The organism is Pseudomonas sp. S3_A09 (genome assembly GCF_054668065.1).
This window is the reverse complement of the sequence record NZ_CP162752.1, coordinates 4,830,372-4,849,258: the sequence shown is the minus strand read 5'-3', so window position 1 is coordinate 4,849,258 and position 18,887 is coordinate 4,830,372. Positions and strand designations below refer to the sequence as shown.

Below are 18,887 nucleotides of genomic sequence, written 5' to 3'. Positions count from 1 at the left end.
GGTTTTCGCTTCGCCGAGCCCATAAACCGTGTGCCGCCCCTCCCGGAGACGCGACGCCAGTCGAGTGAAATCACTGTCGCTGGATACCAGGAGGTTTAAGCACGGAGCCCAACACCAGGCGCGAGCTGAAGGTCCCTGTAGAAAAGCCAAATTACAGGCAAAAAAAAGCCACTCTATTGAGTGGCTTTTTCTTTGTGTTTGGAGCGGGAAACGAGACTCGAACTCGCGACCCCGACCTTGGCAAGGTCGTGCTCTACCAACTGAGCTATTCCCGCGACTTGGTGATGCGCATTCTATAGAATTATCAGAAGCGGTCAACCCTTTGATTCAAAAAAGTTTTATTTCTTTTCAACAGTGGTGCGCAGATGTGGCCAGGCAGCACGCAAATACTGGAGCATGGACCACAGGGTCAGGCCGGCCGCGACGAGCAGCAAGGCGTAGCCCAGCAGGACCCAGAAGGTGAAGTGCGACGGGTTGGCTAGCAGGATGACCAGCGCAAGCATCTGCGCAGCAGTTTTCCATTTGCCCATGTTGGAAACGGCCACGTGGGCGCGAGCGCCGATTTCAGCCATCCATTCGCGCAAGGCGGAAACGACGATCTCACGGCCGATGATCACGGCGGCGGGCAGGGTCAGCCACAGGTTGCCGTGTTCTTGCACAAGCAACACCAGGGCGACGGCCACCATGAGCTTGTCAGCCACCGGGTCCAGGAACGCGCCAAACGGCGTGCTCTGCTCCAGGCGCCGGGCCAGATAACCGTCGAGCCAGTCGGTGGCGGCCGCGAAGGCGAACACGGAACTGGAGGCCGCATAGCTCCATTCGTACGGCAAATAGAACAACAGAATGAAAATCGGAATAAGCAGGACGCGTAGAACGGTGATCAGATTAGGGATATTCATCGGCACAACTGGCTACGAGGTGGAAAGGCATTCTATTCGCTATGCAGATTCGCATAAATCAACTCAGCGAGCTTTTTACTGATACCGGGTGCTTTGGCTATTTCGTCAATGCTGGCACGGGATAGCTCTTGCAAGCCACCAAAATGTTTAAGCAAGTCGCGTCGCCGTGTCGGCCCGACGCCCGCCACCCCTTCCAGGGTTGAGGTTCGCCGGGTTTTGCCACGCCGGGCGCGGTGACCGGTAATGGCGAAACGGTGGGCTTCGTCACGGATCTGTTGAATCAGGTGCAGCGCAGGTGAGTCGCCCTTCAAGGTGAACTCATGGGCGGCATCATTCAAGTACAACGTCTCGAAACCGGCTTTGCGCGTGGCGCCCTTGGCCACGCCGAGCAGGATCAGGTCGGGCACTGCCAGTTCGTTGAGCACGTCACGCGCCATCGACAACTGGCCCTTGCCACCGTCCACCAGCAGGATATCCGGGAGTTTGCCCTCGCCGTCCTTAAGCTTGCTGAAACGCCGGGTCAGGGCCTGGTGCATGGCCGCGTAGTCATCGCCGGCAGTGACGCCTTCGATGTTGTAGCGCCGGTAATCGGATTTGATCGGCCCTTCCGGACCAAACACCACGCACGACGCCACGGTGGCCTCGCCGCTGGAGTGACTGATGTCGTAGCACTCCAGGCGCTGCGGCGGTTCGTCCAGGTTGAGGACTTCGGCCAGGGCATCGAAGCGTGCGGCGACGTGCTGTCGATTGGCCAGACGCGCACTCAGGGCCTGTTCGGCGTTGGTCACCGCCAGTTGCTGCCAGCGCGCGCGGGTGCCACGCACGCGGTGGCTGATGTCCAGCTCACGGCCGCGCAGTTCGTGGATCGCCTCGATCAGCGTGGGGAAGTCTTCATGCACCACGTTGACGATCAGCTCCGACGGCAAATCGCGCTCGGGGCTGCTGACGTAGTACTGCCCAAGGAAGGCCGCCATGACTTCGGCCACGTCCTCGTCGATACCGGTCTGTGGGAAAAAGTTCTTGCTGCCCAGTACCCGACCACCCCGCACGCTGATGAGGTGCACGCAGGCGCCGCCTGGGTTGACGAAGGCCGCGATCACATCGACGTCGCCGGTGCCGCCCTCCATGCTCTGCTGGTCCTGGACGCGGCGTAGCAGTGAGATCTGGTCACGTAGCTCGGCGGCGCGCTCGAAGTCCAGGGTGCTGGCGGCCTGCTCCATGGCACCGGACAGTTCATCGGTGAGGGCATTGCTCCGCCCTTCCAGAAACATCACCGAGTGGCGCACATCCTCGGCGTACTCGGCCGGCTCGACCAAGCCCACGCAAGGCGCCTTGCAGCGCTTGATCTGATACTGCAGGCACGGCCGGGTGCGGTTCTTGTAGAAACTGTCTTCGCACTGGCGCACAAAAAAGGTCTTTTGCAGCAGGCTCAGGCTCTCACGGATCGCGCCGGCACTCGGGTACGGGCCGAAATACTTGCCCTTCTGCTTCTTCGCGCCACGGTGAATGCTCAGCCGTGGGAAGTTGCCGTCGGATAAAAACACGTAGGGGTAGGATTTATCGTCGCGCAGCAGGATGTTGTAGGGCGGGCGCCACTCCTTGATCAACGTCTGCTCAAGCAGCAGCGCCTCGGTTTCATTCGCGGTGATGGTGGTTTCGACCTGGGCGATGCGCGCCACCAGCGCGGCGGTTTTCGGCGCGAGACCGCTCTTGCGAAAGTAGCTCGCCAGGCGGTTCTTCAGGTTCTTGGCTTTGCCGACATACAGCAGGCGCGCCTCGCTGTCGAACATGCGGTACACGCCGGGGCGGCCACTGCAGGTTGAGAGAAAGGCACTTGGATCAAACGGTGTGCTCATGTCAGGCGCTGGCGTCCACCATGCCGTGGCGCACCGCGAGCAGGGTCAATTCAACATCACTGCTGATGGCGAGCTTCTCGAAAATGCGATAGCGGTAGGTGTTGACGGTTTTGGGCGATAGGCACAATTTGTCGGAGATGGTCTGCACCTTCTGGCAACCGACGATCATCAAGGCGATCTGGATTTCCCGCTCCGACAGCACATCGAACGGTGAGTCGCTGACGGGTTGGAAGGATTTGATCGCCAATTGCTGGGCAATCTGCGGGCTTATGTAGCGCTGGCCGGCAAACACCAGGCGAATGGCTTGCACCATCTCCGCCAAGCCCGCGCCCTTGGTCAGGTAACCCGCCGCTCCCGCCTGCAACAAGCGCGTCGGGAACGGGTCTTCTTCACACACAGTCACCACCACGACTTTGATGTCCGGATGGCTGCGCAACAATTTGGTCGTGGCGCCAAGACCGCCGATACCAGGCATCTTGACGTCCATCAGCACCACATCGGGTTTCAACTCCCGGGCCTTGATCAGGGACTCTTCCCCGGACTCGGCCTGGCCGACTACTTGCAGGCCATCGATGTCAGCCAGCATTCGTGTAATGCCTGTACGAACGAGATCATGGTCATCGACTACTAGCACCCTAATCAAGCAGACACCTCGCGATATGGTCTTATAGGTTGCTGAACACCTTAGCAAAAAACCAAGGCGCAGACCTAGCTGCAAGCGTCATATATATAGAGTTTGAACACACAGTAGCCATCCACCGAGTGGCGAACGGCTCTATTTGCTGGGCAATAGGTCAGGAATTCCGGGGCTGCGGCTTGATTTTTCTACTCTGCAAAATGGAGTGCTCGGCCAGGGTTGCCGTCAAGCGGCGTATAGCAGCCTGGTCTTCCTTGAACATTACGCGGTAGTCACCCAGTACCTTTTCTTCAATCTGGCTGAGGTTTTTCAGTTGAATCGGCGTAATCACGCCGGTCAGCACGTACAACACATCAACGCCTCTCTCGGCAACACGCGACAAGTAGTCGGCCTTGGGCACGCGCCCTCCACTTTCGTATTTGCCTTGTGCGTTGGCTTCAACGCCGCCTATTTCACCAAAGACTTTTTGCGACAGGCCAAGTCGCTCTCTTTCTTGCCTCAAACGCGAACCGATTCCACTCATTTGAATGCATGCTCCTATTTGGCACACCTCAAGAGGTGACACGCTCATCTCTTTATTAAACGAACTTGAACGGCTTTAAACTACGCCCGGAATCCGTAATGCTGCATAAGCCAATCCGGCAACCACCTATCAAGTGCTCGCTGGGCGCAAAAAGGGACGGCGTGGAGAAGCCCATAAGGTAGCGGTCCTTTTGGGCATGAAAGAAGGGATCATCCTTTATTAAGGCTGATGGCCAAAACAACGATCAGGAGGTCGTCTCCTGAAGCCAGTATGCGCCTATTAGGATTGACTGCATGATTTAGCGGGATGGGCAGACACGCTCCATACGCCAGAAGCAGTCCTCCTCACCGACAATGCTCAACCCCCTACGCTGATAGAGCCGCCTGGCCGGATTGGTCTTGAATACCGTCAAACGCAGCAAACCCAACGCCTGCGCCTTGAGCGCCATCTGCTCCAACACCCAACTGCCCGCACCCAATCTGCGACACGTTTCGAGCATATGCAGCTCTCGGATGTAGAGCGCACGGCTGTCGCGGCTCAGGCTGACAAAGCCCATCACCCCGTCGTCATTGCAGATCAGCCAGTTTTCACGGCCAGCCCAGGCGACGTCAAAACCATCGTTGGACCACATCAGCCCGTATTGCCGGTAGTAATGGCTCATAGCCTCAAAGGTCAGGGTGCGTGCGAACGGCAGGTCAAGGTCCGTGGCTGCGCGTAAGTGAAACGCCATCTGTCCGTATCCATCCCAATTAGAGTGTCCACAGCATATCGGCACTCACCCCATAGTCGTAAGTAGCCCATGACAATAGAAATTTCTGATTGAAACTACCGGTGTGCGTCAAGTAAGCTCTGCCAATCATTTGGAGACACACCATGTTGCAACTCACCCACACTCAGGTCTGCCCTGCTACCAGCGCCCCGCGCGCGGTATCGGCTACCCGTGTGAACGGTTCGAGCGCAGCAGTAAGCTTTTATTTTGGGTATTGGTTTAGCCACTGGCGCGCCTGATACCTGAAATCGGCGCCCACTACTCAAGGGGTCGCCTACCAGAGAAATCTAAACCCCCGGTCGGCTCCCCGACCGGGGGTTTTGTTTTTTCAGGCCTCTATTAATTTCGCAGAACACTTAAAGGACACACGACATGAACTACGCCACCTATTACCGCTACGACACCTCCACCGCATGGCGATTTAGCCAGCTCCGCTCGGGACAGCCTGCCGCCTCCGATCGGTCACCTCTTGGTGGCAAGCCAACACACGTAGCCAATACGGCCAATTGTCGAACACCCCAGTAGGGCAGAGCGCGCGGGAACAGCCCGCCGCTTGCCCAGGAAGCCTTGAATATGAACTCCGCCACCGCCGCTCTGCCGATTTCTGCACTGACCAGCGCCAATGAAGCCCTGACCCAGCGCCTGCCCAGCTCCCTTGAGCTCAAGCACCAACTGCCCCTCAGCCCGTTCCTCACCGAACAAGTCCACGCCCATCGCCACGCCGTGCGCGCCATCCTCAATGGCGAAGATTCGCGTTTGCTGGTGATTGTCGGCCCGTGCTCGATCCACGACCCTGAGTCGGCCATGGAATACGCGCGCAACCTAAAGAAGCTCGCGCTCGAAGTCAGCGACCAGATGCTGCTGGTGATTCGCGCCTACGTCGAAAAACCGCGCACCACTATTGGTTGGAAAGGCCTGGCCTACGACCCACACCTGGACGGCAGCGATGACATGGCCGCCGGCCTCACGCTGTCCCGCCAGTTGATGCGTGAAATGCTGCGCCTGGGCTTGCCGGTCGCCACGGAGCTGCTGCAACCCATGGCCGCCGGCTACTTCGATGACCTGCTCAGCTGGGTCGCGATTGGCGCGCGCACCACTGAATCGCAGATCCACCGCGAGATGGCCAGCGGCCTGGGCATGCCCGTGGGTTTCAAGAACGGCACCGACGGTGGCGTCGCAATTGCCTGTGACGCGATGCGCTCGGCGTCCCACCCGCACCGTCACTTCGGCGTCGACAGCCAGGGCCACCCGGCGATCATCCAGACCCCAGGCAACCCTGACACTCACCTGGTGCTGCGCGGAGGTCACCGTGGGCCGAACTACGATGCGCAAAGCGTGGCACAGGTGAAGCACGATCTGGCCAAGTCCAAGGTGGCGGCGCGCATCATGGTCGATTGCAGCCACGCCAATAGCGGCAAGGACCCGTTGCGCCAACCGGCGGTGTTCAACGAGGTGCTGGACCAGCGCCTGCAGGGCGACACCTCGCTGATCGGCATGATGCTCGAAAGCCATCTGTTCGAAGGCTGCCAGCCGCTGAGCGCGTCGATGAAATACGGCGTATCGGTGACCGATGGTTGCCTGGGCTGGAATGGCACCGAGCGGTTGTTGCGCAGTGCGGCCGAAAGGTTGCGGGAACAACGCAAGACCGACTGACATTTAAACGGTAATCCGCTCAGGATAGGGGGTATAGCGCCTCATCGAACTGCGCCAGCTTCGGAAACACCAAGGGCTGTTCATCCGCCAGCCCTTGCAACCGCTGCTCATACGCCACCAGGAAATCCTGCCGCGCTTCAGCGCTGATGTACGGCACATGCCACGCCACAAACGGGGCCAGCACGTCATAGCCCACATACGCCAACGTCCCGCGCAGAATCGGCCGCAGCATATCCTCCAGCGGCCCATGAATCGCGCCCTCACCGAACATATGCTCGCGCCCGCCCAGGGTCACCGTGATCATCGCCCGTTTGCCCGCCAGCCCGCCCTGATCATAAAAGCGCTTGCCGCCGTAACACACCCCCGACACCAGCACCCGGTCGATCCAGCCCTTGAGCATCGCCGGCGCCGAGAACCAGAAGATCGGAAAGTTGAGGATCAACAGGTCAGCCCACAGCAGCTTGTCCAACTCGCCCTGGATATCTGCGGCGATTGACTGCTTCTTCACCCCCAGGCGCTGCTCCAGGGCATATACCAGGTAATCCGGATTTTCCCGCGACGAAAAGTCCGCCGCCGACGCCACCGGGTTCCACCGCATGGCGTACAAATCGCTGACCTTTACCGCATGCCCCAGGCCCTCCAGCGTGGCGACCGCCCGATCGCGCAAGGCCGCGGTGAATGACTGCGGTTCAGGATGGGCGTGAACAATCAAAACCTTCATGGGATGTCCTCAAACAGTGTGCGCCGCCCGTTGGGCCAGCAGATGATCGAGCCAGTCGGGGTCCCCCCCCTGATCTTGTCTCTCCAAAGGTCAACAGGCACAGGCATGTTTCAACTCGATCAAGGTCACGCCATTGCGTTTGAAAGCGTTGCGCAGGTCCGTCTGTAATTCATCCAGGTTGCGGGGCTGGTTCACGGTGCACCCGAACGCCTGGGCGAACAGCGCGAAATCCGGATTGCGGGGCAGCACGCCGATGGGCGCGATATCGAGGCTCAGCATGTCGTCACGAATCTGGCCAAGGGCGTCGTTGTTCCACAACAGCACCACCAACGGGCTGTCCAGTTCTTCCACGGCGGTGGCCAATTCCTGGGCGGTATAGAGGAAACCACCGTCGCCTACCAACACCAGGCCCGGCCGTTGTGGCGCGCCAAACTTGGCGCCGATGCCGGCAGGCAGGCCGTAGCCCAGGGTGCCGTAGCCGGTAGGATGCAACCAGCTGCGCGGCGCACGGCTGCGGTAGGCGTAATTGCCGGTGTAGGCCAACTGGGTCATGTCACTGCTGATGAACGCATTGGCCGGCAATTCGGCTTCAATACGGTCGAGAATGGCTTGGTGGATGGACTGCAACGGGCCGTGCCCCGATTCGATCGCGTGCAGCAACGCCGCCACTGTCGAGATGGCGGCTTCAGCGTTGCGCGCGGTGGTCGGCAGGCGTTCCAGCAAGGCCAGCACGGTCTGCTGCGCATCGCCTTTAAGCGCCACGGCACAGGGGTAGAAATCATTGAACTTGCGCGCGTCGATATCCACCCGCAGTAGCTCGCCGCCGAGAGGCAAACGCTCACACCAATAGTCGGTATCGGCCATTTCCGTGCCCACCGCCAGCACCACATCCGCCTCACTGATCAGTTGCCACCCGGGTTCGACGCAGAGGGTGGAACCGGCATTCAGCGGGTCATTGACAGGCAGTAAACCCTTGCCGGCCACGCTGGTGAAGAACGGCGCCGCCAACTGCGTGCTCAAGCGCTGCAATGCCTCGCCAGCCGCCAACGCACCGCCTCCGGCGATGATCATTGGGCGTTTGGCTGCCGCGAGTTTGGCCGCGCCCTGATCCAGGGCTTTGGCCGGCGGCAAACCGCGATCTGGCCGGCGTACGACCTCGTTGCTCCAATCGCGCTGGATTGGCGCGGCCAACACGTCCAGCGGCACCGAGATATGCACCGGGCGGGGTCGCTCGCTGTCGAAGATGGCGTAGGCACGGGCGACCAGTTCAGGCAAGTCCTCAGCGCTCAGAGCGACCGCCGAAAACGCGGTGATCGGCGCCGTGATCGCGCGCTGGTCCTGGGTCTCATGCAGGATGCCCCAGCCCTTGCCGAGGCTGACGGTGCTGTTGACGCTGGAAATCACCAGCATCGGAATCGAATCGGCATAGGCCTGGCCAATAGCGGTGGCGGCATTGGTCACGCCGGGGCCGGTGATCACAAAACACACCCCCGGCTTGCCGCTGACCCGCGCGTAGCCATCAGCCATAAAGCCGGCACCTTGCTCATGGCGCGTCAGCACATGGCGAATGCCGCTACCGGGCAGGCCGCGATACAGCTCCAGGGTGTGCACACCGGGAATGCCGAATACCGTGTCGACGCCATAGTTGGCCAGCAGTCGCACCAGGGCCTGGCCACCGGTCATCGCTTTATCGTACATGTTCATCTCCTAGACGGATCAACGCATCGACCGCCGTGGCGCCCTGGGCATTGACCAACAATGGGTTCACATCCAGCTCCAGCAACTGCCCGGCATTGGCGCAGGCGTAGTCGGCCACGGCACGAATGGCCGTCACCAGGGCGTCCAGATCCGCCACTTCACGCCCGCGAAAACCTTGCAGCAATGCTGCGCTGCGCAGGCTGAGCAAGGCGTTGCGGATGGCACTGTCGGTGGTCGGCAACAACAGGCTGCGGCTGTCCTTGAGCAACTCCACCAGGATGCCGCCGGCGCCGATGACCAGGGCCAGGCCAAAGTCGTTTTCGCGTTTGATGCCCACGATCAACTCCGCCAACGGCGGTGTAGCCATCGACTCCAGCAGCAATTGATCGAAGACGACATGCGGTGCATAAGCCGAGATGTGCGCGCGCATCTGCTCAAGTGCAGCGGTCAGGGCCCTGCCGTTTTGCAGGTTCAGCACCACGGCACCGGCCTCGGTTTTATGCGGCAACTGCGCGCTGACCGCCTTGAGCACCAGGGGATAGCCCAGCATTTCTGCATCGCTGACCGCCCTGCCCGGCGTACTCAATACGCCGGCCGGTGTCGTAAGGCCGAATGCACGCAAGGCTTGCTTGGAGGCCCATTCGTCCAAGGCCTCGCCTCTGTCATCCAGGGCTTTTGGGCACAACGGTTCGAGGATCGATTCTCCTCGCTCCAGCAACACGCGGCGGTTGCGCGGGTAGTCGGCAATCCGCCCCCAAGCGGCCAATGCATCCTCTACGCCTTGCAGCGCAGCAATTCCCTGAGCATGCAGGCGCTCGCGGGCATGGGGCGGCAACAGTTCGGGAAGTGCCGAAGTGACGAACCCGGTCTTGCCATGGCGACCGAGCGCGGCGCAGAACAGCTCCAGCAACAGGTCGCACTCCTTGCGCTCACCCGTGAATTCGGCCGGGTAATCCAGCACTAGCATGGCGGCGTCGGCGGCGGTTCGCAGCACGGTGTCGAGCATCGCGTCGAGGGCATCACGGTCGCCCCAGATGGCGGTGGTGAAATCCAGCGGATTGACCAGGTTGGCGTAACTGGGCAGCACCTGGGCCAGTTCAGCACGTTGGTCGTCGTCCAGTGTCGGCAAGGCCAGGTGATTGCGTTCGGCGTAGTCGGCAATCAGCCCCGCATCGCCACCAGAACAGGCCAGTGCAATCAAGCGATTCCCCTCCGGAAGATTGCCGCACGCGGCGGCCTTCAGGGTTTCGACAAAACTCACGGGGCCGCTGACGCGGATCACGCCCAGGCGCGCAAACAAGCTGTCGTACAGCGCGTCGGAGCCCGACAGCGAACTGGTGTGACTCAAGGCCAGTTCCGCACCGATCTGCGACACGCCGGTTTTCAGCGCAATGATCGGAATGCCTTTCTCCAACGCCTTGTGCGCTGCTCGGGCAAACCCCGGCACATTCTTCAAGCCTTCCAAATGCAGGCCGATGGCGGTGACGCGCGGCTCATCGAGCAACACGTCCATCAGCTCGGCAACGCCCAGTTGCGCCTGATTACCGACCGAGGCCATGTAGGCCACTGGCAGCGAACGGTCGCTCATCGACAGGTTGTAGGCGAAGTTGCCGCTCTGGGTGAGCACCGCCACGCCCTTCTCTACCGACTTGCCGCCATGGGCCACCGGCCACAGCGCCGAGCAGTGCAGGTAGTCAAGCAGGCCGTAGCAGTTGGGGCCAAGCAAGGCCATATCGCCCGCAGCCTTCAGAAGTTGCTGCTGCAGAGCTGCACCGCCGGCCCCCGTCTCGGCAAAACCGGAGGCGTAGCATATGGCACCACCCGTGCCGATAGCGGCTAGCTCAGCCACGCAGGTCAGCGTCAACTCGCGATTGGTGGCGATAAACACCGCATCCGGCCCGCACGGTAAATCGGTCACGCGGCGCACGCAGGGGATGCCATCAAGGCTGTCATGCTGCGGGTTGACCAACCACATCGGCCCGGTAAATCCGCCGTCGGCACAGCGCTTGAGCGCACGCGCCATGCTGCGTCCACCAACGAAAGCCAGGTGCCGGGGCGCCAGCAGGCGTTTGAGATTGTCGCGAATAGCCTGGGACATACGCTCTCCTCGCCGATCAGCGCAACAGCGGCCGCAACAGTTCACGGGCGATGATATGGCGCTGGATTTCCGAAGTGCCTTCCCAGATCCGCTCGATCCGTGCGTTACGCCAGATACGTTCAACCGGCCCTTCATCCATCAAGCCCATACCGCCAAAAATCTGCACCGCCTCATCGGCGACCTTGCCCAGGGTTTCACTGGCGAACAGCTTGGCCATGCCGGCCTCGCCATCGGTCATGCTGCCCTGATCCATCTTCCAGGCAGTGTGCAGGGTCAGCAGTTCAGCGGCCCGGATCTGTGTGGCCATGTCGGCCAGCTTGAAGCTCACGCCTTGGTAGGTGCCGATCGGCTGGCCGAACTGCTTGCGGTCCGCCGCCCATTGCAACGACACATCCAGGGCGCGCTGGGCCTGGCCGACGCAGTTGGCGGCCACCATCACACGGCCGGCCGTGAGCCAGGCATTGGCCACCTCCCAGCCTTTGCCCACTTCGCCCAGCACCTTGGAAGCCGGGACGCGGCAGTCATCGAAGAACATTTCATAGGTGTGATAACCCCGGTTGCTTACGCACTTGGGGCCACGGCGGATGGTCATGCCGGGGGTGCCACGATCGACCAGGAACGAGGTCACGGCATTGCGCTGCCGGCCATTGTGTTCGTAGGTATCGGTGACCGCGAACACGATGGCAAAATCGGCGTGCCCGGCATGGCTGATAAAGTGCTTGCTGCCATTGATTACGAAGTCATCGCCACTGCGCACGGCGCGGGTCTTGATGGCGTTGGCATCGGAACCGGCGCCGGGTTCGGTCAAGGCAAAACAGTCGACTTTCTTGCCTTGCACACAGGGCAACAGGTAGTCGCCAATCTGTGAGCCGGTGCACGCCATCAGGATCTTGGACGGCCGCGCGACAAACACATGCAAGGCCCACGAGACTTTGGACAGCTCCCGCTCGATCAGGGCCTGGGACAGGTAATCCAGGCCGCCGCCCCCCACCTCTTCCGGCATGTTGAAGGCATAGAAACCGGCAGCAATGGCCTTGTCGCGAATCTGCGCAGCCAGCTCGGGCGAGACCGCGTCGGCACGGTCCACCGCCTCTTCATGGGGCAACAATTCCTTGGCAACAAAACTGCGTACCGCGTCCACCAACATGTCTTGTTCTTGGCTGAGTTGGAAATTCATGGCGCTACCTGTTCGGAGGTGTTGTTGTTATTTGCCGCTGAAAATCGGAAGGCGTTTTTCCAGGGAGGCGCGCAAGGCTTCGGTACCGTCGGCGCTGCGTCCGCACAACAGCCCAGCGGCCAGTTCGGCCTGCAGTTGCGCGGGCAGGCTGCGCTCGGCGCCGTCACGGATCAGGGTCTTGGTCTGGGCGAAGGCAAAGGTCGGGCCGTTGGCCAGGCGCGTGGCGAGTGCGGTGGTATGGGCGTGCAGGTGATCATCCGTGACCACTTCACCGACCAGGCCCGCAGCCAGGGCACGGTCGGCGCTCCATAGCTCGTCAAGGAACAGCAGCCGCTTGGCTTGCTCGCTGCCGATCAGGCGCGGCAAGTGCCAACTGGCACCGGCATCCGGCGAGTAGGCCATGCTGGTGTAACCGGCCTTGAAGCGCGCCGATTGGGCGGCGACGCGCAGGTCGCAGCACAGGGTCAGGTCCATACCCGCGCCGACAGCGGTGCCGTTGATTGCGGCAATCGTGGGTTTGTCGAGGGTGTGCAGGCGGGTCATCAAGGCGTGGGCAGTGTCGGTCCAGCCATAAGTTTCGAGGGCGCCACGGGCTTCGGCGGCGGCCCACTCAGCCAGGTCGGCACCGGCGCAGAAGCTGCGACCGTTGCCGGTCAATACCACCACACGCACAGCGGGGTCGGTGTTGAAGGTATCGAGCAAGGCGTGCAGGTGCTTGAGGGTGGGAATGTCCAAGGCATTGCGCTGCGGGCCACGGTTGAGGGTGATCCAGGCAACGCCAGCTTGCACCTGAGTGAGCACGGGCGAATCGATAGTCATGGCTTCCTCGAATTATTTTAGTTGGCTTGAGGGGTGCGACACGAAACGATACTAAACAAGTGTTCAGTAAGAAGGCAATCGGCAATCAGCAAATATTTTCAGGAGGGGTAAACGGCCGGCCTGAACCGTGCGTCCAGGCGGCTGGAGAAGGCTCAGGGTTTGAGCTGATAACGCTGGCGCCCACCGGCCTGCAGGCCATCGACCCAGGCTTCGCAGATCTGGATGCCCTGCTCCGGCGTGAACGTGCCAGGGTTGAGCCCCGACTCCAGCCACAACCCATCGAGCAGCGCGCTCAGTCCGATGGCGGCCAGATCGGCGTCGAAGTGCTTCCAGCCCTCCTCCCTGGCCATGTCGGTCAGGGCCGAACGCATGATGGTGCGGTACTCGCCATAGGAGTGTTCGTGAGCCAGGTTGATCGCCGGCGCTGTCTTGACCGCGCCCCAGAAAACCAGCCAGGCGTCCAGCAAGTGCGGGTCGAGCAATTCGGCGGAAAATGAGCCGCGGAACAATGCCGACAGGCGCTCCCGAGGGTTAGGCGGCGCCTTGGCCATGGTCGCGCGCAGCAGGCTCATGACCTGATCGGTGATGGTGCGGTAGGCCTCGGCCACCAGTTCGTCCTTGCCCGAATAGTGATGGCTGATCAATCCCACCGACACCCCGGCCTCGGCACTGATCTTGCGAATCGACGCCCCCTGAAAACCATCACGCTTGAGGCACGTGAGCGTGGCCTGGACCAGATTGGCCTTGCGCACTTCCGGGTCCATCCGGGAAAAACGGGATTCCTGGGTCATGCGGCGAATTCCTACGATTGAGACGGCAGCACGACTCTACATCAGTCGCGATAACCCGGCGACACCTGATCCAGCGTCCGCAGCTCAGGTCGCTCATGCGGCAATGCGCGACCAATCGATAGCACGCCGCGAGCTGTTCACGGCGCTGCTATTCGTGATTTGCGGTAAAGAGTCCTTTTCGGATTCGGCGGTTTTTCCGAAGGAACAACGGGCGGATACTCAACGCCATTGTTCACACCCCTTCAGGAGTTACCGATGTCTATCCCAACGCAAAACGTCCCAGCCTTCGGCCTTGGCACATTCCGCCTGCAAGGCCAGGTGGTGATCGATTCCGTGAGCACCGGCCTGGAACTGGGGTACCGCGTGATCGATACCGCGCAGATCTACGAGAACGAAGCCGACGTCGGCCAGGCGATTGCCAACAGTGGCGTCCCGCGTGACGAGCTGTTTATCACCAGCAAGATCTGGATCGCCAACTTCGCCGAAGGCCAGCTGATTCCAAGCCTGCGTGAAAGCCTGAGCAAACTGAAGACCGACTACCTGGACTTGACACTGATTCACTGGCCCTCACCGGAAAACCAGGTACCTGTCGCCGAATTCATGGGCCAATTGCTGGAAGCCAAGCACCTGGGCCTGACCCGCCAGATCGGCATTTCCAACTTCACGGTCGACTTGATGAAACAGGCGATTGCAGCCGTTGGGGCCGAAAACATCGCTACCAACCAGGTCGAACTGCACCCCTATCTGCAAAACCGCAAGGTCGTGGATTTCGCCACCGCCAACGGCATTCAGGTCACGTCCTACATGACCCTGGCCTACGGCGAGGTGCTCAAGGACCCGGTGATCCAGCAAATCGCCGAGCGCCATCAGGCGACCCCGGCGCAAGTGACACTGGCCTGGGCCATGCAATTGGGCTACGCCGTGATCCCATCATCGACCAAGCGCGCCAACCTGGAAAGCAACCTCAAGGCCCTGCAACTGACCTTGAGCGCTGCCGATATGGCACAGATTGCCGAACTGGAACGCGGCCATCGCCTGACCAGCCCCAAGGGTATCGCGCCAAAGTGGGATTAAACACCGGCCACGGGCGCACGGGATAACTCCCGCAGCCACGGCAGCACGCGCAGGCCGGTGGTGGCTGCGGGTGGGTCGATGATGTCCATGAAGTGTTCGAGGTTGACGTTATCAGGCATGCCGGGCAGCCGCATCAGCACCGCCGGGGTTGCATCAGCGGTGCGGGCGCTCAGGTCCAGATAATCGTAGACCAGCACATGGTGTGCCTGAGGTTGAGGCCCGCAAGCGTGGGCCGTCAGCCCCGAATTGATGATCAGCACATCAAACGGCCGGGCCGGGATGGCGGTGAGCAACAGGACCTCTTCAAGGGTTTCCACCGGTACGATTCGGAAGTACCCCAACCGGTTGAGCATTTTTTCGATATGCAGGCGTTGCAGGTGTTGTTCATCGGCAATCAGTATGGTCAATGCTTTGTTTGGCATGGCGGAACCCTGGGCATGCAGCGCTCGTCAGTGAGCGAGGCCCATTTTCCAGACATATCCCGAGGACAAAATCAGGCTTATTCCCGTCCAACGTAGGAGTTCTCCCAAATCCACCGAATGGCTAGCCACCTGGGTCAAGACTGCTTGATGCACGTGCTCAAGCTGTGATGCAAGCGATCCATGGCATGGCCAATCGCGTCAACCGTAGCCGCCAACGCATCACGGTCCCTCCTTTCACACACGTCCTCCAGCGTTTCACAACAAGCGACCAGCGCCTGCGACTTGACCATACGAGCCCCACCTTTGACGCGATGGGCCAGGTCATGCAACTTGCCGAAATCCGTGCGTGCTCTCAGCGTCGATAGCACCAAGCGGTCCTCTGCCAGGCTGTCGAGCAATGGCGCCAGCAACTCGTTGAGCCCAGCAGTATCGCCCCCTGTCAGGGCGACCAGCGTACTCAAGTCACATACCGGCACGACCTCTTTCTCCTCCGGCGCCGCGGTGCGCGATGCCAATGCCGTGCGCAGATCATCGAGGCCGGTCGGTTTGAAGAGACAGCCGTCCATGCCCGCCTGCCGGCAGCGCTCGGTCTCCTCGGGCTGGGCGTTGGCGGTGAACCCCAGCAACAGGCATGGCACCAGCCCACGCTGGCGCTCTTGGGCACGGATATCACGTGCCAATGTATAGCCATCCATGATCGGCATGTTGCTATCAGTGATCACGCCATCAAACTGCCCGTCCTGCCAGAGCGCAAAACCCTCGGCGCCGTCTTCGGCCGTGACGATGCGATGCCCCAGGAAGCTCAGTTGCCGAGCTAACAACAGACGGTTGGCCGGGTAGTCGTCAACCACCAGGAGGTTCAACGCGTGAGTCGCAGGCGCGGGAGGCGCAGGTGCGTAAACCGGTGTGGCCGTGGCCGTGGCCAGCGTCAACGTCAGGTCCACCCTCGTCCCCTTGCCCAACACACTGCTCAAATGCAATTGGCCGCCCATCATTTCGCACAGGTTGCGGCTGATCACCAACCCCAGGCCAGAACCGCTGCGCGCCGACTGGTCGTTGTTGCTGCCTTGGATAAAGGGGCTGAACAAGCGCTGCTGATCTTCGGCACTGATGCCAATCCCCGTATCCTCCACACACAACCTGAGGCTCAAGTGATCACCGGCCAATGTCGGTGTGCTCTGGGCCCCCAGGCGCACCTGCCCGGTGGCGGTAAACTTGATAGCGTTGCCCAGCAGGTTGGACACCACTTGCTTGAAACGCAAAGGGTCGATCAGCACCGCCCGGTCGATCATCGGGTCGAGCTCGACTTGCAGCAGCAGCCCCTTGTCCCGCGCCAGCCCTTCGAACACCCGCGCTACGGACGCCAACAACTCATGGAGATTGGCCTGTTCCAGGCTCAGGGACAGGTGACCGGTTTCAATGCGCGCAATGTCCAGGATATCGCCGATCAACTCCAGCATGCTCCGGGATGCCATCGAAGCCACCTCCAACGCATCCTGATCGACACGGCCCTGCTCGGCGTTTTTCTGGGCCAATTCGATCATGCCAATCACCGCATTCATGGGGGTGCGGATCTCATGGCTCATGATCGCCAGGAACGTCGTTTTGGCACGGTTGGCGGCGTCCGCTTCCTCCTTGGCTTCCTGCAGTTGGCCAAGCAGGCGCTGACGTTCGCTGACATCCACCCAACCGGCAATCATGCCCACGACGGCGCCGTTGCTGTCACGGTACGGCAGCATCCACTGGTAAATAGTCAGCACACCGCCACCCGGCACCTTGAGCACGCGATCCTGGATCTGCGGCTCGCCGCGCTCCATCAGGCTCAAGTAATCGGCATGGAACGACTGAGCCTGCGGCGGGTTGCCCGTGTCGGTTTGCACCACGGTCTTGCCGATCACGTCCTCCAACTTGAAGCCAAACACATCCAGGTAAGCGTTGTTGCAAGCCATCAAGCGGCCTTGGCGATCGCGCACGTAGATCGGATGGGGAGTGCCGTCGATCAGCACGCTCATGAACCGCATCTGGTCGCTCAAGGCCTGTTCTGCCTGGGCACGCTTGTGGATCAAGTTGCGCAGGTAGAGCACCCAGCCCAGGGTCACCAGCAGCAGCAACGCAGCCAGGCCAAACCCCTGGATGATCACATTGCGATGGCTGCTCCAGTAGCTGTCATCAATGATGATCTCACTGCGCCAACGGTTGCTCAGTTCGTCCATTTCCTCAGGTGTGATACTCAACAACGCCTTCTCGAGGATCGAATACAGCTCCAGTTGGCTGCGGTTGACGCCAAAGGCAATGCGTGCCGGTTCCGTGCCGATCGTGGTGGTGATACGCAGACGGTCTCGATAATTGCGCGCAATCATGTAGCGTGCGCTGATCAACGACACGATAGTCGCATCGACACTCCCCTTCGCGACCAGGTCCATGGCGGCCTCAGGGTTCCCGACGTCGACAAACTGGATACCTGGATAGTCGCGTGCTATCTGTGCACCGAGGCTGTTGCCACCAATGAACGCCAGGCGTTTACCGGGCATGTCTTCCAGGGTGAGCAGCCGTTCATCACTGGCACGCGCCACCAACACGTAAGGATTGGACAGATAAGGTCGGGTAAAGCGGACCTTTTCGGCACGCTCGACGCTGGGGGTGATGACCGCGAGCATGTCCGCTTGCCCGCTGCTGACCTCATCAATTTGCCGAGTTAACGAATTGCCGTGGACCATCTCGAACTTCAAGCCCGTGCGCAAGCTGATCCGCGACAATACCTCGTCGCTCAGCCCCACGAACTGCCCCCGCTCATCTAAAAATGACAGCGGCATGAACTTGTCGAGCACCGCGACCTTTACCCGCGGGTGCTTCTCCAGCCAGCGCTGCTCACTGTCGCTCAAGCGCAGTCGGTCTGCCTCCAGAACCCCACTGTCTGCGGCGCTCCAACGGCGCAGGATGCTCATTTGCTGACTGGCGGGGATCACGGCCAGCGCTGCGTTGATGATATTCAGCAGGCGGATGTTATCCGCAGTGAAAGCAAACCCGAACGGATTGACCTCCAGCCCGGAAAAATCGGCCATACGGATATTATTGAGGTGGTTCTTTTTGATCAGATAACGGGCACTGATAATGTCGCCGAGGTACACATCCGCCTGACCAAACGCCACGGAGCCGATGGCTTGGTGGGTCGAGCCATACAACAGCAGTTGCGCCTTGGGGTAATAGGCCTGGACAGCGTCGGGTTGCATGTAGTGGTAGAGCATCGCCACGCGTTTGCCGGCCAGGTCGGCGCTCAGTAAATGACTGTCACCCGCGCGGGTTATCAGCACGGGTTGATCATTGGCGTAGGAACGGGACAGCACCAGGCCCTTGTCGGCGGCTTCGTAACCATTGGCCGATCCTACTAAATCCACTTGGCCCAGCTTGAGTGCCTCGATCACCTCATCGCGGGTGTCATAGCGTCGAACTTCGATAGGCACGCTTAAGATGAGGCTGATCAGCCACGCGTAGTCAGCGGTGATACCTTCAAAATCCTTGTTATTGCTCAAGTCAAAAGGTGCGTAGTCCGGCGCCGACACCCCCATCACCAATGTGCGTCGCTGGCGTAACCAGCGCCAGTCGCTCTCATCGAGCTCCAGCCCTGGGTTTTCAAGGGTCGCGTGGCCAAGGAGCTGTAGGGTGTGCGGCTCATCCAGGGCCATCGCTGCAGGGGAAAACAACCCGATCAGCAGGATGGCCGTGAATCTCAACAGCCGGGTGGTCGTCATT

The 18,887-nt window shown here is 60.7% G+C and carries 15 protein-coding genes, 1 tRNA gene and 2 pseudogenes; 3 read left to right on the top strand and 15 right to left on the bottom strand.

The features are described 5' to 3' along the window. Positions 1-24: 24 nt before the first annotated feature. The 6 genes and pseudogenes from AB4N92_RS22840 to AB4N92_RS22815 all read right to left on the bottom strand — a co-directional run. A pseudogene (locus AB4N92_RS22840) lies at positions 25-150 on the bottom strand (hypothetical protein); the annotation flags it as partial. 49 nt (positions 151-199) lie between these two features. Beyond that, a tRNA-Gly gene (locus AB4N92_RS22835) sits at positions 200-275 on the bottom strand. A gap of 63 nt (positions 276-338) precedes the next feature. Next, positions 339-899, bottom strand: coding sequence for a CDP-diacylglycerol--glycerol-3-phosphate 3-phosphatidyltransferase (gene pgsA / locus AB4N92_RS22830; protein ID WP_010211263.1), 561 nt, complete (start codon positions 897-899; stop codon positions 339-341). Between the two features lie 32 nt (positions 900-931). Continuing rightward, positions 932-2,755: an excinuclease ABC subunit UvrC gene (uvrC, locus tag AB4N92_RS22825; protein WP_010211276.1), complete on the bottom strand. Its 1,824-nt coding sequence runs from the start codon at positions 2,753-2,755 to the stop codon at positions 932-934. Between the two features lies 1 nt (position 2,756). Continuing rightward, on the bottom strand, positions 2,757-3,398 hold the full coding sequence (gacA, locus tag AB4N92_RS22820; RefSeq protein ID WP_010211277.1) for a response regulator transcription factor GacA: 642 nt from the start codon (positions 3,396-3,398) through the stop codon (positions 2,757-2,759). Between the two features lie 151 nt (positions 3,399-3,549). Continuing rightward, positions 3,550-3,915, bottom strand: coding sequence for a helix-turn-helix domain-containing protein (locus tag AB4N92_RS22815; protein ID WP_010211278.1), 366 nt, complete (start codon positions 3,913-3,915; stop codon positions 3,550-3,552). A 112-nt stretch (positions 3,916-4,027) separates the two neighbouring features. Here AB4N92_RS22815 and AB4N92_RS22810 point away from each other — a divergent pair. After that, positions 4,028-4,178: pseudogene (locus tag AB4N92_RS22810) on the top strand (helix-turn-helix domain-containing protein); the annotation flags it as partial. A gap of 35 nt (positions 4,179-4,213) precedes the next feature. Here the strand turns inward: AB4N92_RS22810 and AB4N92_RS22805 are convergent. Then, the gene (locus AB4N92_RS22805; RefSeq protein WP_010211279.1) at positions 4,214-4,645 is read right to left on the bottom strand and encodes a GNAT family N-acetyltransferase; all 432 of its coding nucleotides are present in this window, start codon (positions 4,643-4,645) and stop codon (positions 4,214-4,216) included. A gap of 612 nt (positions 4,646-5,257) precedes the next feature. Between AB4N92_RS22805 and AB4N92_RS22800 the strand changes: the two genes are divergently transcribed. After that, complete coding sequence (locus AB4N92_RS22800) at positions 5,258-6,337, top strand: 3-deoxy-7-phosphoheptulonate synthase (RefSeq protein WP_021493367.1); 1,080 nt, start codon at positions 5,258-5,260, stop codon at positions 6,335-6,337. Positions 6,338-6,356: 19 nt separating this feature from the next. On the opposite strand, the gene AB4N92_RS22795 is transcribed toward AB4N92_RS22800, so the two are convergent. From AB4N92_RS22795 to AB4N92_RS22770, 6 genes are all read right to left on the bottom strand, one after another. Next, positions 6,357-7,058, bottom strand: a complete 702-nt coding sequence (locus AB4N92_RS22795) for an NAD(P)H-dependent oxidoreductase (protein ID WP_010211281.1) — start codon at positions 7,056-7,058, stop codon at positions 6,357-6,359. A 90-nt stretch (positions 7,059-7,148) separates the two neighbouring features. Next, positions 7,149-8,756, bottom strand: a complete 1,608-nt coding sequence (locus tag AB4N92_RS22790; protein ID WP_010211282.1) for a 5-guanidino-2-oxopentanoate decarboxylase — start codon at positions 8,754-8,756, stop codon at positions 7,149-7,151. Further along, positions 8,746-10,854 carry an acetate--CoA ligase family protein gene (locus AB4N92_RS22785; protein WP_010211283.1) on the bottom strand — a complete coding sequence of 703 codons (2,109 nt, stop codon included), beginning with the start codon at positions 10,852-10,854 and terminating at the stop codon, positions 8,746-8,748. The genes AB4N92_RS22790 and AB4N92_RS22785 overlap by 11 nt, the downstream gene beginning before the upstream one ends. Before the next feature lie 16 nt (positions 10,855-10,870). Then, positions 10,871-12,031, bottom strand: coding sequence for an acyl-CoA dehydrogenase family protein (locus AB4N92_RS22780; protein ID WP_010211284.1), 1,161 nt, complete (start codon positions 12,029-12,031; stop codon positions 10,871-10,873). A 27-nt stretch (positions 12,032-12,058) separates the two neighbouring features. Next, positions 12,059-12,850 carry an enoyl-CoA hydratase/isomerase family protein gene (locus AB4N92_RS22775; RefSeq protein ID WP_045792303.1) on the bottom strand — a complete coding sequence of 264 codons (792 nt, stop codon included), beginning with the start codon at positions 12,848-12,850 and terminating at the stop codon, positions 12,059-12,061. Between the two features lie 152 nt (positions 12,851-13,002). Next, positions 13,003-13,641: a TetR family transcriptional regulator C-terminal domain-containing protein gene (locus AB4N92_RS22770; protein ID WP_010211286.1), complete on the bottom strand. Its 639-nt coding sequence runs from the start codon at positions 13,639-13,641 to the stop codon at positions 13,003-13,005. Positions 13,642-13,896: 255 nt separating this feature from the next. On the opposite strand from AB4N92_RS22770, the gene dkgB reads away from it, so the two are divergent. Continuing rightward, a complete protein-coding gene (dkgB, locus tag AB4N92_RS22765) occupies positions 13,897-14,715 on the top strand; it encodes a 2,5-didehydrogluconate reductase DkgB (RefSeq protein ID WP_021493368.1) in 819 nt (272 codons plus the stop codon). On the opposite strand, the gene AB4N92_RS22760 is transcribed toward dkgB, so the two are convergent. Both AB4N92_RS22760 and AB4N92_RS22755 read right to left on the bottom strand, forming a co-directional pair. Further along, positions 14,712-15,137: a hypothetical protein gene (locus tag AB4N92_RS22760; protein WP_010211288.1), complete on the bottom strand. Its 426-nt coding sequence runs from the start codon at positions 15,135-15,137 to the stop codon at positions 14,712-14,714. The genes dkgB and AB4N92_RS22760 overlap by 4 nt on opposite strands. 134 nt (positions 15,138-15,271) lie before the next feature. Beyond that, positions 15,272-18,886 carry a transporter substrate-binding domain-containing protein gene (locus AB4N92_RS22755; protein WP_198832172.1) on the bottom strand — a complete coding sequence of 1,205 codons (3,615 nt, stop codon included), beginning with the start codon at positions 18,884-18,886 and terminating at the stop codon, positions 15,272-15,274. Position 18,887: the final 1 nt, after the last annotated feature.

What these genes read in the sequence shown, in the direction of transcription:
- AB4N92_RS22760 (WP_010211288.1), bottom strand. Translation starts at nt 15,137, where the DNA reads ATGCCAAACAAAGCATTGACCATACTGATTGCCGATGAACAACACCTG.
- pgsA (WP_010211263.1), bottom strand. Translation starts at nt 899, where the DNA reads ATGAATATCCCTAATCTGATCACCGTTCTACGCGTCCTGCTTATTCCG.
- AB4N92_RS22800 (WP_021493367.1), top strand. Translation starts at nt 5,258, where the DNA reads ATGAACTCCGCCACCGCCGCTCTGCCGATTTCTGCACTGACCAGCGCC.
- dkgB (WP_021493368.1), top strand. Translation starts at nt 13,897, where the DNA reads ATGTCTATCCCAACGCAAAACGTCCCAGCCTTCGGCCTTGGCACATTC.
- AB4N92_RS22755 (WP_198832172.1), bottom strand. Translation starts at nt 18,886, where the DNA reads ATGACGACCACCCGGCTGTTGAGATTCACGGCCATCCTGCTGATCGGG.
- AB4N92_RS22805 (WP_010211279.1), bottom strand. Translation starts at nt 4,645, where the DNA reads ATGGCGTTTCACTTACGCGCAGCCACGGACCTTGACCTGCCGTTCGCA.
- AB4N92_RS22775 (WP_045792303.1), bottom strand. Translation starts at nt 12,850, where the DNA reads ATGACTATCGATTCGCCCGTGCTCACTCAGGTGCAAGCTGGCGTTGCC.
- AB4N92_RS22780 (WP_010211284.1), bottom strand. Translation starts at nt 12,031, where the DNA reads ATGAATTTCCAACTCAGCCAAGAACAAGACATGTTGGTGGACGCGGTA.
- AB4N92_RS22815 (WP_010211278.1), bottom strand. Translation starts at nt 3,915, where the DNA reads ATGAGTGGAATCGGTTCGCGTTTGAGGCAAGAAAGAGAGCGACTTGGC.
- AB4N92_RS22770 (WP_010211286.1), bottom strand. Translation starts at nt 13,641, where the DNA reads ATGACCCAGGAATCCCGTTTTTCCCGGATGGACCCGGAAGTGCGCAAG.
- AB4N92_RS22785 (WP_010211283.1), bottom strand. Translation starts at nt 10,854, where the DNA reads ATGTCCCAGGCTATTCGCGACAATCTCAAACGCCTGCTGGCGCCCCGG.
- uvrC (WP_010211276.1), bottom strand. Translation starts at nt 2,755, where the DNA reads ATGAGCACACCGTTTGATCCAAGTGCCTTTCTCTCAACCTGCAGTGGC.
- AB4N92_RS22795 (WP_010211281.1), bottom strand. Translation starts at nt 7,058, where the DNA reads ATGAAGGTTTTGATTGTTCACGCCCATCCTGAACCGCAGTCATTCACC.
- AB4N92_RS22790 (WP_010211282.1), bottom strand. Translation starts at nt 8,756, where the DNA reads ATGTACGATAAAGCGATGACCGGTGGCCAGGCCCTGGTGCGACTGCTG.